The sequence below is a fragment of the Bacillus sp. FSL K6-6540 genome, from assembly GCF_038007545.1.
Map to the genome: position 1 here is coordinate 3,286,000 of NZ_JBBOXH010000001.1, position 13,191 is coordinate 3,299,190.

9 protein-coding genes are annotated in these 13,191 nt (G+C 51.3%); 6 read left to right on the plus strand and 3 right to left on the minus strand.

Annotated elements, in window-relative coordinates:
- Position 1: 1 nt before the first annotated feature.
- Positions 2–1,630 (minus strand): spore germination protein, encoded by a 1,629-nt coding sequence (locus MHH82_RS14615; protein ID WP_340966409.1) that lies wholly within the window; start codon positions 1,628–1,630, stop codon positions 2–4.
- A gap of 170 nt (positions 1,631–1,800) precedes the next feature.
- Here MHH82_RS14615 and MHH82_RS14620 point away from each other — a divergent pair, with 170 nt between their 5' ends.
- The 6 genes from MHH82_RS14620 (at position 1,801) to MHH82_RS14645 (ending at position 10,746) form a co-directional block, all read left to right on the plus strand.
- Entirely contained in the window at positions 1,801–2,466 is a 666-nt protein-coding gene (locus MHH82_RS14620; protein WP_015735079.1) for a GntR family transcriptional regulator, read from the plus strand.
- 20 nt (positions 2,467–2,486) lie between these two features.
- The gene (gene ilvD, locus MHH82_RS14625) at positions 2,487–4,178 is read left to right on the plus strand and encodes a dihydroxy-acid dehydratase (RefSeq protein WP_340966414.1); all 1,692 of its coding nucleotides are present in this window, start codon (positions 2,487–2,489) and stop codon (positions 4,176–4,178) included.
- A gap of 279 nt (positions 4,179–4,457) precedes the next feature.
- Complete coding sequence (locus MHH82_RS14630) at positions 4,458–6,785, plus strand: AraC family transcriptional regulator (RefSeq protein ID WP_340966416.1); 2,328 nt, start codon at positions 4,458–4,460, stop codon at positions 6,783–6,785.
- A 508-nt stretch (positions 6,786–7,293) separates the two neighbouring features.
- Positions 7,294–8,265, plus strand: coding sequence for an ABC transporter permease (locus MHH82_RS14635; RefSeq protein WP_340966417.1), 972 nt, complete (start codon positions 7,294–7,296; stop codon positions 8,263–8,265).
- 48 nt (positions 8,266–8,313) lie between these two features.
- Positions 8,314–9,186: a carbohydrate ABC transporter permease gene (locus MHH82_RS14640; protein WP_036663212.1), complete on the plus strand. Its 873-nt coding sequence runs from the start codon at positions 8,314–8,316 to the stop codon at positions 9,184–9,186.
- 66 nt (positions 9,187–9,252) lie between these two features.
- A complete protein-coding gene (locus MHH82_RS14645) occupies positions 9,253–10,746 on the plus strand; it encodes an extracellular solute-binding protein (protein WP_340969969.1) in 1,494 nt (497 codons plus the stop codon).
- 83 nt (positions 10,747–10,829) lie between these two features.
- Here the strand turns inward: MHH82_RS14645 and MHH82_RS14650 are convergent, their stop codons facing one another.
- Both MHH82_RS14650 and MHH82_RS14655 read right to left on the minus strand, forming a co-directional pair.
- Complete coding sequence (locus tag MHH82_RS14650) at positions 10,830–12,263, minus strand: serine hydrolase domain-containing protein (protein WP_251495363.1); 1,434 nt, start codon at positions 12,261–12,263, stop codon at positions 10,830–10,832.
- On the minus strand, positions 12,263–13,189 hold the full coding sequence (locus tag MHH82_RS14655) for a pectinesterase family protein (protein ID WP_251495366.1): 927 nt from the start codon (positions 13,187–13,189) through the stop codon (positions 12,263–12,265). The genes MHH82_RS14650 and MHH82_RS14655 overlap by 1 nt, the downstream gene beginning before the upstream one ends.
- Positions 13,190–13,191: the final 2 nt, after the last annotated feature.

Sequence of the window (13,191 nt, forward strand, 5' to 3'; positions counted from 1 at the left end):
GTTATCGACCTTTCTCGTCATTAGGTTGGACGGGATTCATGATATTGGTTGAGGAATGATCCACCTGCTCCTTCATTTGATCACCGAGCCTTGATGTGTCAAGCGGGTGGAGGAAGGAAGGCCTGTTCTTCATCTTCCACAGCGGTCCGCGAGTCAGAAGATCCCGCATGCCTTGAAAGTTGCCTGGGACGAATGGGCTTAGATACGGAACTCCGAACGATTTAAGCGACAAAAGATGATTGGCAATCAGGATGATGCCGACCATGACGCCGTACAATCCGAAGATCCCGGCCAATATGATCAGCGGAAAACGCAGCAGACGGAGCGCAAGCGCCGCGTTGTAGGCCGGCGTTGCGAAAGATCCGATGGTCGTTAATGCAATGATGACGATGGTAATCGGACTAGCGAACCCGGCAGATACCGCGGCTTGCCCGATGACGAGCACGCCGACAATGGATAATGCGCCGCCCACCTGCTGCGGCAACCGGATCGTGGCTTCCCGCAAAACCTCCATCGAAATTTCAATAACGAGCACTTCGACCATCGCCGGAAAAGGGACGCCTGCACGTCCGCCTGCGACGGCGACCGCAAATTCCGTGGGAATCAGCTCAGGATTAAAGGAGATAATCGCCACATACAACGAAGGAAAAACCAAGGAAAATACCAAAGCCACCAGGCGGGACAGCCGAATCGCGCTCATCAATAGAAATCGTTCGGTATAATCTTCGACCGTTTGATAGAACTGGCTGAATACGGTTGGAGCGATCAAGGCGAGCGGAGAACCGTCGACCAGAATGGCCACTCGGCCTTCCAGCAGATTCGCCACGACTTTGTCGGGCCGCTCCGTATACTGGATTTGCGGAAACGGAGACCAATGATTGTCTTCGATAAATTGTTCCAGATACCCCGAATCCAGCACGGCATCGATTTCAATGGCGTCCAGGCGCTTATTCACTTCTTTAACGATGCCGGGATTGGTAATGCCATCCATGTAACAGACCGCAACCTTGGATTTTGTTTTCGTTCCGATCTCCATGGATTTCACGCGGAAATCCGGCGTTTGCAGCCGGTAGCGGAGCAGGGAAATGTTGGTGCCGAGCGTCTCGATGAATCCTTCCCGGGCCCCGCGGATCACCTGTTCCGTCGCCGGCTGTTCTATTGAACGCTGCGATATTTTTCGCGTATCAATGATGATGGCCTCGTCCAGCCCTTCGAGCGCTACGACAGACTGTCCCCTTAGAAGATTGTCGGTGAGCACGGAGATTTTTCGTTCCGAGTATCCTTCGCTGTGATAAAGCGTATCCTTCATCAAAGTGTCCATCAACGCATGGCGAGGGAGGTCTGAAACATCGAGATGGCGAGGGCCATATTTAAGTGGTCTTAATAAAGTATTATTAATGACGGCGTGATCCGTCATATCGGAGAAATAAAACAATACGGCCGGATGCTGCCCGAACACATGGAAGGGATGTATCATAAAATCGTCGTTATCGCCGAGAATTTTCTTGATTTCGGATGTGGTCTCTTCTAAGCTCTCCGATATGTTTTGGCCATCTGAACTCGCATCATTTGAGTTGGAAGAGGCTTCGTTACGGGATTGGTTTGAACCCGTCCATGTGGAAAATGGCATGGTTGTTTACACCTCACTTGTTTAAACGGTGGTCCTTAGCTGTTGGATAGTTTGATTAAGTATTTCCTCTGTTTGTTATTTTTATCAAACGAAGCCCTCTAAGTATTGTGTTTAATATATGAATGCGATATATTGCATATAACAAACATAAAGAGTAAGGATGATAAGTCATGCCAGTTCCTAAGAATTATGTCTCTCCCGTACGAATGACCGCAAAAGAAAGAGCCTTCTCCCAAATTCAACGGTGGATTATCGATGGCACGCTTCAGCCCGGCGAGAAATTGCTCGACGCCGAATTGGCGGAATCGCTTGGCGTAAGCCGAACGCCCATCCGGGAAGCTTTTCAACTGCTTGAAGTACAAGGACTCGTGTCCACGCACCCCGGGAAAGAAACAAAAGTTACGGCCATTGAGAGGGAAGATATCTTTAAGATGTATTCGACCATGGCCGTTCTTCAAGCATTGGCCGCTGAAGTAACCACTACCATCATTGTTCCGGAGCAGATCCAGCAATTGCGGGCGATGAATCTGGATTTTGAAAATGCCATGAAGAGCGGGCAAGCTTATCAAGCCATGGAGTTGGATGAACAGTTTCATAATTTCATCGTGGAGCTGTCAGATAATCCTTATGTCGCTGCATATAGTGCCTCGCTTCAGATGCATATCCGGCGGTTTAAGTACGTGTTCTTAAAACAGCCGATTGCTGCCACACAGGCTTCAGTCGATGAGCATGCCTCGATCATCAGCGCTTTCGAGCAGAAGGACGGTGATCGGGCGCAAGCTATGATGAAACAAAACTTCATGCGTCCCATGCAGGAACTACACGGGTTACTCTAAACAGAGGGGGAGAAGGAAGGATGACAAACAAAAAAGATTTACGCATTCGCAGTAAGGTAATCAGTGAGGGCGTCAACAGGGTACCGAACAGGGCGATGCTGCGGGCTGTTGGTTTCACGGATGCGGATTTTAAGAAACCGATGATTGGCGTAGCCAGCACTTGGAGCGAAGTGACCCCTTGTAATATGCATATCGACAAGCTAGCCATAGAGGCCAAGCAAGGGGTACGCAACCATGGCGGCGCTCCGCTTATTTTCAACACGATCACGGTTTCGGATGGCATTTCGATGGGACACGGCGGCATGCTGTTCTCCCTGCCCAGCCGAGAAGCCATCGCAGATTCGATTGAGATCGTGACGGGGGCCGAACGTTTCGATGGTCTGGTGGCGATCGGCGGTTGCGACAAGAATACGCCCGCTTGCCTGATGGCAATCGGACGGATGAATGTTCCTGCGGTTTATGTTTACGGCGGTACGATACAGCCCGGGAAGCTCGATGGCAAGAACGTGGATATCGTCACGGCTTTCGAAGCGGTCGGGCAATATCATGACGGAAAAATGACGGAGGAGCAGTTACACAAGGTGGAATGCAGCGTCTGCCCGGGACCGGGCTCTTGCGGGGGCATGTATACAGCCAATACGATGGCCGCTGCGGCAGAAGCCATGGGGATGAGCCTGCCCGGTTCCTCTTCCACGCCGGCTATTTCACCAGACAAAGCAGCGGAATGCGCTGCGGCTGGAAGACAGGTCCTCTCCTTGTTGGAGCAAGAAATCTATCCCAGGGACATCATGACCAAAAAAGCGTTTGAGAATGCGATAACCGTCGTCATGGCTTTGGGCGGTTCAACCAACGCGTTCCTGCATTTGCTTGCCATCGCTCATTCGGTTGGCGTAGATTTGACGTTAGACGATTTCGAGCGAATCCGTTTGCGAGTTCCCCACCTTGCAGACCTGAAGCCAAGCGGACGACATGCCATGCAGGACTTAAACGAAGTCGGCGGCGTACCGGGCGTCATGAAATTATTGCTCGCCGAGAGGCTTCTGCATGGCGATTGTCTAACGGTCACAGGTAAATCATTGGCAGAGAATCTAGCGGAAGCTGCGCCGTTAGAGGGCAGCCAGGAAATCATTCGCCCCATCGATAAGCCGCTGAAGCCGAACGGGCCATTGGTTGTATTAAGAGGTAATCTCGCGCCAGAAGGTGCGGTTGCCAAAATGTCGGGTATGAAGAAGCTGCGTTTTGTCGGACCGGCCAAGGTGTATGATAGCGAGGAGGATGCAACCGAAGCGATCTTGAGAGATGAAATATGCAAGGGCGACGTGTTAGTCATTCGTTATTGTGGTCCTAAGGGCGGCCCGGGTATGCCGGAGATGCTGTCGGTCACGGCACTCATTGTAGGCAAGGGTCTCGGCGGAGAGGTTGCGCTGATTACGGACGGCAGGTTCTCTGGCGGCTCGCATGGGTTCGTTGTCGGTCACGTTGCGCCTGAAGCACAGGTAGGCGGGCCGATCGCGCTGCTGAGGAATGGAGACATGATCACGATCGACAGCGAAACGCAAGAAATGACGTTCGACGTATCGGATTCCGAATTGGCTGCAAGGGCACAAGCATGGCAGCAGCCTCCACTCAAAGTTTCCACCGGCGTATTGTACAAATATGCAAAATTAGTGTCCTCAGCATCGAGAGGCGCGGTTACCGACTCTGCAGAATAAGTGGAATTTCCAGTCTGAAATCTGGCTTATGGTAAAACAAGCTCTTGCGGTTCGCCAGAGCTTGTTTCGATATGAGTGGACCGGTGGCCCATTATCGCAAAACAAAAAGACATCATAATGCTAACAAAAAAGCATGCGAAGACTAAAAATAAATGCTCGGGTATGTTATGATTTTTAAACTATCATTATGCAAGCGTTATCATTAGGGTGTACATATCCATTTGCGCTGTCCTGTTGATCCTGTTCTTTACATCCAAGGCCAAGAAGGAGCAGACGATATTGGGAACATTCAAATCCAAAATACTCATATACAGTTTGCTGCTGGGATCCTTCCCGACGATTCTTATCGGATTCTTCTCTTATTTCATCGCCGCCAAAGATGTGGAGGAGAAGGTGAACGAAGGCAATATGCATCTGCTGAACCAGACCCGGATGAGGGTGGAGCAGGTGCTCGATTCCATGCAAAGAACCGCCTTGCAGTTTGAGAACTCTTCGCTGCTGAAGTCCGTGATGGACAGCAAGTTAAGCGGACAGGATTTTATCAAGGTCCGGGAACTGACGAAGGAAATGTTCAACCTGCAGACGCAGACCATATTAAACCAGGTGTACGTCGTCAATCTGAAGCATGAATGGGTCGTGGATTTAAACTCACTCAAACCGCTGGAGGGCATGAACAAAGCCGAATTCGACCGGTATCTGAATACCCATGAAAGCATATTCTGGGCAGCGGGATCGGGGGAAATCCCGCAGACCTCGAATCCTGCGGAGACGGATTACTGGAACAGTGCCGAACAAACGGCGACAACTCTTCGGCTGGTACACAAATTACCGCTTCTGTCGAAAAGCGCCGCTCCGTCCGGCATTCTGATTCTGCAAATCACCGCCAAAGATATCCGGAGCATGCTGGAACCCGTCAATTTGCGGGCCAGCCAATATATCCTGAACGAGCAGGGAGAAGCGTTCCTGTCGCCGGTTCAGGATCGGGAGGCTTACCGCTCGATCAACGGAGAGGTCTTATCAAGGATTGGGCAGTCCGTTGAACCCCAAGGCGCATTTCACGCAGAAAGCGAAGGTAATAAGGTGAGCGTGCTGTACACCAAATCGGATTATAACGGCTGGACCTATGTATCCGTCGTATCGCTGGATAAAGTGACCGATCAGACGGGAAAGATTGCACTGATTACAGCCGCAGCCTGTTTCGGGATTATTGTGACCGTGCTGATCGCTTCCTGGTTTGGCAGCCGCAGGATGTATTCTCCAATCCGCAAACTCCACGAGTTCGCGACGAACGTTCAGCCGCAGCAGACCGATGACTACCGGAAAGATGAGTTTGAGTCCATCCGGGAGAGCTTGACCTCCCTTGCCGTTTCAAGAAACGAGCTGGACAAACAGATGAAATCCCAGACGGTGCATCTACGGGAATTCTATGTCCTGAAGCTGTTTACCGAGCAGATGTCCGGAGCCGATGACCAATACGCTTCCGAACGCTACGGGTTTCCAACGGGCTGGGGAAGCCTCGGCGTGCTGCAGCTTGAGTTGGATAACCTTCAGCAGTCGCGGTTTCAGGAACAGGACCGGGAGCTTCTTCTGTTTGCGGTCAGCAATATCGTGTCGGAAACCTTGCCCGTAGAGGCGCGTTTCAGTCCGATCGTGCTGAATCATTCCCAGGTAACGCTGTTAACCAGTAAGGAGGAGAGTGCCGAAGCTGGTCTAGCAATGTTCTATGAGACCTCTCAGCATATCAAAGCCAAGGTTCATGAATACCTCGGGCTCGAATGCAGCATCGGCATCAGCCACCCGTTTAAGCGGTTGTCCGATGCGAAGCGTGCCTATAAAGAAAGCAGTGCGGCTCTTAAATTGCGATTTATTCTCGGGTCGAATATCATCGTGCGTTATGCCGATATTGAGGATCAAGCTAATACTGAGAAGACGGTATACACGAAATTAAGGCTGATCGAGGATCAGATGATGCTTGCCATGGAAGAACGACAGCTTGAAAAGGTGGAGCAGCTGTTTCAGCGTTATTTGGACAAATTGCTGTGCAAGGACGGGTTTCATCAAGAGCATCATTTATTGCTGCTGCAGCTGGCGTCCAGGACCGTTGGCATAGCCCAGGAGCAAGGACTGTCGATGCAGCAAGTATGGAATGGCGAAGAGGAGCTGAAGCATCTGTTCAGGCTGCAGACACGAACCGAAATTGCGAGCTGGTTCCACTCCAGGTTGTTTAAGCCTGTAATCGGAATTTTGGAAGATATGGCCGATAAACAGTTCGTGAACATCACCCGCCGAATCGTCGATATCGTGCAGGAGCAGTACGGTCAAGATATTTCGCTCGACTATTGCGCGGCGGTCATGAATTTTAATCCGGCTTATATCAGCCGTGTATTTAAGAAAGAAATGGGCGTCTCCTTCAGTGAATACATTAGCGAGTACCGAATGAATATCGCCAAAAATCTACTGGCCACGACCGAGATGAAGGTCTCGGAAATCGGCAGGAAAGTGAGCTACACGAATATTAGCGCCTTTATCCGTACGTTCCGTCGTACGTTTGGGTTAACTCCCGGCCAGTATCGGGAGCAGCTCAACAGTGAAGAAGGGAAGGGATGATTAGCACCTCCATTCAAAGATGTAGACACAACCGGCATGATGGATCGGGCTCATCTTATGATGAAATCACCATATCAATCCAAGAAAGCTGTTCCAGCCGTAGCATGTTTTACGGTGATGGAGCAGCTTTTTGCTCCAATAAACGCTCGAGCGGGGTTACGGAAATCGCTGCACGAATCAATCAGTGTGCTGCTAACGTACGGCGCGAAGAACCAACTAAGACTGTATGTCATCAGCGGCACGCTATAGGTAGAATACGGCATATGCGACGGAAAACCGTGATATCTTACCTTCCTTGCAGGATAGGCATTTATCGAAGGTTGGTGCTTGAAGTCATGAACGGAGTATAGCCTTACACGAATTTCGTGACGGATAATAAAAACATGAAAACGCATACAATCAGGCAACAAGAACGATGTTCAAACAGGCAATGCCGATGCTTCCGAAGCGAGTTTAGTTCGAAACCGATTCAGGAAGCAACGCTCACAAAACTTTGAGGAGAGGTGCTATGAAATCTAATCAAACTCCGGCTGCGGCAGGCCCGCAAATAAAAGGGGAACTGAGTCTGGAGAAAAGAAAGCTATTACTGAGGGATCTGGTCAGGGACAGGTGGATGTATCTGATGCTGCTGCCCGGCGTGCTGTATTTTATCGTATTTAAATATGTTCCGATGTACGGGGTGACGATGGCTTTTCAAGATTACAAGCCGCATACCGGATTTTTTGGCAGCCCGTGGGTCGGGTTCAAGCATTTCGAGCGCTTTTTCAGTGAGCCGCAGTTTTGGATGCTCTTTCGAAACACCATTATTTTAGCGTTATATAATCTGATCTTTTTCTTTCCGCTGCCGATTATATTGGCGCTCATGCTGAATGAGTTAAGGCGGGAACGCTTCAAACGATTTGTACAAACGTTGATCTATATTCCGCATTTTGTATCCTGGGTTGTCGTTGTAGGTATTTTCTATATTCTGTTTACGACCGAGAACGGCCTTCTCAATGAGATCATTTACCAGATAACGGGCGAGAAAATCGCATTCTTGCTGGAGAAGGATTGGTTTCGGACGATGATTGTTTCCCAGTCGATATGGAAGGAAGTGGGCTGGGGCACCGTGATCTTTCTTGCCGCCCTTGCAGGCGTAGATCTGCAGCAGTATGAGGCCGCACGGATCGACGGAGCCGGACGCTGGCGCCAGCTGTGGCATATTACGCTGCCGGCCATCCGAAGCACGATCATCATTTTGCTTATTCTTCGTTTAGGCAACTTCCTGGACTCGGGCTTCGAGCAAATCTTCCTCATGATCACGCCGACGAATCGGGAAGTGAGTGAAGTATTCGATACGTACGTGTACACCAAAGGGATGACGCAGGCCCAGTACAGTTACAGTGCCGCCGTCGGCCTGTTTAAATCCTTTGTCGGATTGATTCTGGTTCTTGGATCAAACTGGATGGCCAAGCGATTCGGGGAAGAAGGCGTGTACTAGGACGACGCTGCGGATGCATTTTTTCTAAGATGACAGGAGGGAATACAAGTGCGTCAAGATCAAACCTGGGGCAATCGCCTGTTTGATATCATTAACCATTCGGTATTATTCATCGTTGCGATCGTGTGTGTTCTGCCATTCGTGTATGTGCTGGCGGTATCCTTTGCCAGTCCGGCGGAAGTCGCCAAAGGCGGGTTGATTCTATGGCCCAAAGAATGGTCGCTCGTATCGTATCAATATATTTTCTCGTCGGATACACTGCCGCGAAGCTTGCTCGTGTCGATCTATATTACGGTAGTAGGAACGCTGATCAACCTGGCGTTTACGTCGTTGATGGCTTATCCGTTGTCCAAGCCTCATCTCCGGGGGAGAAATCCCATCCTTCTCGGTGTATTGATCACGATGCTCTTTAGCGGTGGCATGATTCCAACGTACTTTGTCGTGAATGGATTGAATCTGACCAACACGTTATGGTCTTTGATGATTCCCAATGCCATCAGTGCGTTTAACCTGATCGTGCTGAAGAATTTCTTCCAGCAGATTCCCGACGGGCTGGAGGATTCCGCAAAAATCGACGGCTGTAACGACTTGGGAGTCCTGATACGGATCGTGCTTCCCTTGTCCCTTCCGGCCATGGCGACATTTGGATTGTTCTATGCGGTTGCTCACTGGAACACGTTTTTCAATGCGATTCTGTACATCAATGATAACGAGAAGTGGCCGATTCAGGTCCTGCTTAGGGAAATCGTGATTTTGGCACAGAGCCGCGTGGGGGATGCCAGCTTTGACGAAATGGACGTGCAGCCGTTAACGATCCGTATGGCGGTCATCGTCTTTGCCACCGTGCCGATTCTGCTCGTGTATCCTTTTCTGCAGAAGCATTTTGCGAAGGGCGTCATGCTCGGCTCTGTGAAAGGTTAATCGGTTCGATGCGCCTTCTTCCCAAAGAGGGGTTTCTTATAGAATAAATATGATGGAGGGGTAATGATGAAGAAAAGATGGATGACAACCGTGATGGCGTTGCTGGCGGGGATGATGGTTGTAACGGCTTGCGGAGACAAGAGCGGCGGGAGCGGGGTCAATGGCGACGGGCCTTATCCGCTCACTCTGGTGGTGAACCAGGTGGGAGAAATACCTGACCCGAACAATCCGATGGAGGAAAAAATACGCGAATACACGAACACGGATCTGCGGATTCAGTGGATACCTTACTCCGCATACGACGAGAAGGTTAACGTCATGGTCGCTTCCAATGAGCTTCCGAAGCTGATCAAGCTGAACTATACGCCAACAACCATCAGCTCGCTCGAAGCCGATCTGTTCTGGGATATCACAACCCATTTGAAAAATCACCCGAATTTGGCCGCACAGCCGCAAGCCTATTACGATAATATCAGCGTGAACGGCAAAGTATACGGCATCCCTCTTTTCCGGGACATGGGCCGGGCGATCGTCAGCTACCGCAAGGACTGGCTCGATGCAGCCGGCTTGAAGGAGCCGGTGACCCTGGATGATTGGTATGAAATTATCCGGTACAGCACGGAAGAGGACCCCGATGGCAACGGTAAAAGGGACACCTACGGAATGATGCTGGACAAAGGCTATAACCAGGGTACCGCATCAACATTGACCCGGCTTGCCGTTTCCCAAGGCGCACCTAATAAATGGGGCATCGACGAGCAGGGCAATTTCTATCCGGAGTTCGAATCCGAGCAGTTCTTCGAGGTTATGAACCTGTTCCGAAGATTGTATGAAGAGAAGCTGATCAACCAGGATTTCGCCGTGGTGGATTCCTCCGAGCTCAATAAGGTGTATGAATCGGGCCGCGCGAATATCCGGATCTCCGGCGGTAACGGCCAATCGCTGCAAACCAAGCTGGAGAAGGTCGTTCCGGAAGCGGTTGTCGACGTATCGGCGCTGCAAGGACCTGAAGGCGTTCGGGTTCCGGGGGAAAGCGGTAATACCGGCTTTCTGGCGATCCCGAAATCGACGGTCAAGTCTGAAGAGGAGCTGGCTAAAGTGCTGACCTTCGTTGACAAGCTCCTGGATCCGGAGATGGTTAATGTCATTAATAAAGGTATCGAAGGCGTTCATTACGAAGTCGAAGGCGATTATACCGTAACGATCGATGCGGATAAGGACGCTCAAGAGGTCAAGCCTTATCGCGATACGTTTCCGCAACGGGGAGATTTGTACAACATGGAGAAGAAACCGAAAGGAACGGAGCTGTTCAACAAAAATAAACAAATCGTGTACGAGAACGAGAACTATATTGTGCCGAATCCGGCGCTTACCTTGAAATCCACTACGTATAATGAACGCGGCGGCGAGCTGGAGCAGATCATCACCGATGCGCAAACCAAGTTTATTATGGGACAGATTGACGAGGCCGGCTGGAAGGCCGAAGTGGAGAGATGGAGAAAGAGCGGCGGCGATCAAATGGCTGCGGAATATAAAGAGTCCTACGAGAATCAAGAATAGCGGTCATTAATAATGATAACGAGAGACAAAGCGGCAAGGAAAAGGAAGTACCTTTTACGTACTTGGCTGCTTTGTCTCTCGGTTCATGGAGCATCGATTTTCGTTCCGATGAGCACGAGGTCCAAATGATTCGTGCTGAGCGCCCCTGCCGGCTTGATTTGCAGCACAAGACCATCGCGGTCGAAACGGCAGGTCAGGATAAACATCTGCTGCACCTCCAGCAGTTGAATGTGGATCAAGCAAGTCGACGAGTCTGCCCATACGGCACCACAGGCGGAGGGAAGGCCATAAAAAGGATCAGGACCGATATGCCAATCGTTCATGGAGCATAAAACCCTGGCATGACCGGTTTCATGTACGAAAATGAGCTCGCATTGTTGCTCACTGAACATAAAGCGACAATACATCCAACCCGGCTCATTTGCTGAGAGGCGGTATTGCTGCCCAGAGACCTCCGTGGCCGCTGTGGAGGAGGAGCTTCCCTTCGGCAGATGGAGTTTCAAAGCGCTCAGACGCTGCTGCATCCGTTGATAATCGGCATCATCAAGGGGGCAGAACGCACTCATTGAAGGAACCAGATGCGTCCAAACGCTATCCAGGATCCCTTGGTGCTCATCCCGGTTCAGCATGGTGTTGGCCGTCGAGACGAAAACGGCATCTTGTTCCGGCATGACGAGGATGAATTGTCCACCCGCGCCGAAAGCGCAGTAGGCTTGACGCCTGGCCCGCCAGAACTGGTATCCGTACCCGCTTCGACCTTCCAAAAGAATTCCGGCACTGGAGTTATCGACCGCCTTGGATGTGCTTTGTTCTACCCAGCCCTCCGGCAGAATCCGGATCCCGTTCCAGACTCCGTCCTGCAGATAAAGCTGGCCGAACCTTGCCATATCCTCGGGCGTGCAATAAGCTCCGCTGCCGCCCTGGTTAATGCCGAGCGGACAGGTCTCCCATTCGATATCCTGCATCCCGAGGGGCTGGAACAAGCGTGTTTCGAGATATTCGTGCACGGTGGTTCCCGTGACTCGTTGGAGGATGGCACACAGCGTATGCGTACCCGTCGTATCGTAAGCAAAGACGGTACCCGGGGGATGGCTTGGAGGCGTATGAAGATATTCGAATACGATATCCCGGGCCTCTTTATTGGTGGATTTCCGGTGAACGGATTGCATGCTCAGCAGATGCCGGATGGTCATGCTGGCCGTATACGGGTGTACGGCCTCCGGCTGCTTGTCCGGAAAAAATGCAATGACCTTGTCCTCCAGGGAGATTAGCCCTTCTCCAATGGCGATACCGATGGCTGCAGAAGTCAGACTTTTGCTGACGGAGAATATCGGATGCCTTGCATTCTTTCGAAAAGGGTAGTAGTGGCCTTCAGCAGCCACTTTGCCATGCCGGAGCAGCATAAAGCTGTGCAGGTTCATATTTCTTTCCGTCATATCCTCCATAAAGCGGAGGATGGCTGATGGAGGAATACCCACCTCCTCGGGACGGACTCGTGCCAGTGCAGTCATCATCATCAACCTTTCTTCAGCTTAGATGAACCTGGTGCGTAAGGCGAACACCAACCGTCTTGTCCACTGAGCACTTGTTCAATCGTAAACGGTTTAGCCTCGGCTTCGGTAAGGTCCCTAGACCACGAAACCCGCAGGGAGGGGGCTGCTCCGGGGCCGCGGCTGTCGAATTCGGCATAACGGGATGTCTGCTCGCGATCCGGCTGGTTCCAGTTATGCCAGCCTTGCGGATGAACCGAGCCGTCCATCTCGCATCGGATGAACACCACATTGGCGTAATCGCGCCACGGCCGGCCGAGGTATACGTTCTCAACGCCAGGCGCTCCCGATATAGTACAGTCCAGAAAGACATAGCCGAACTCCGCTTCCTTCGGCGTATTGGCTGCGGTCAGGTAACCGCCGGACCGCTTGCAGCGGATCATGCACCTGTCGAATACGGCCGCTGCCGGCCCAAATATAAAATCGACATCTCCTTCGATAAAGCATTCGGCAAAGTAATGACGTCCGCCGGATACATAGAGCGTATCTTGATCGCCTTCGAGCCTTACATGCTGAAAGGACACCCGGTCGGCATCGATAAAGGCGGCGACAGCCTGGCCCGTTCCAGGTCCGGAATCGTTGCGGACGGTCAATTGTTCGGCGCTGAAATCGTCGGCGTAGACATACAAGCTTCCACTGCGAAAGGTGCCAAGGGGCTGACCATCTTCCCCCAGGGTGTGGGCGTTATCCGAATAGGTAAGAATCGTTTCTTCGGCTCCTTCGCCGATCATGCGAATAGCTGGCTTCGATGAAGGGATCGTGATTTTCTCGCAATACACACCCTTTTTGATTTCGAGGATCACAAGGGAATCGGCCTGCTCGGGAATCGAGTCAACAGCGGACTGTACCGTCACGAAGTCGCCTTGTCCGCTGGGATCTACTGTGATTTTCATCG

What these genes read in the sequence shown, in the direction of transcription:
- MHH82_RS14615 (WP_340966409.1), bottom strand. Translation starts at nt 1,630, where the DNA reads ATGCCATTTTCCACATGGACGGGTTCAAACCAATCCCGTAACGAAGCC.
- MHH82_RS14620 (WP_015735079.1), top strand. Translation starts at nt 1,801, where the DNA reads ATGCCAGTTCCTAAGAATTATGTCTCTCCCGTACGAATGACCGCAAAA.
- ilvD (WP_340966414.1), top strand. Translation starts at nt 2,487, where the DNA reads ATGACAAACAAAAAAGATTTACGCATTCGCAGTAAGGTAATCAGTGAG.
- MHH82_RS14635 (WP_340966417.1), top strand. Translation starts at nt 7,294, where the DNA reads ATGAAATCTAATCAAACTCCGGCTGCGGCAGGCCCGCAAATAAAAGGG.
- MHH82_RS14645 (WP_340969969.1), top strand. Translation starts at nt 9,253, where the DNA reads ATGAAGAAAAGATGGATGACAACCGTGATGGCGTTGCTGGCGGGGATG.
- MHH82_RS14650 (WP_251495363.1), bottom strand. Translation starts at nt 12,263, where the DNA reads ATGATGATGACTGCACTGGCACGAGTCCGTCCCGAGGAGGTGGGTATT.
- MHH82_RS14655 (WP_251495366.1), bottom strand. Translation starts at nt 13,189, where the DNA reads ATGAAAATCACAGTAGATCCCAGCGGACAAGGCGACTTCGTGACGGTA.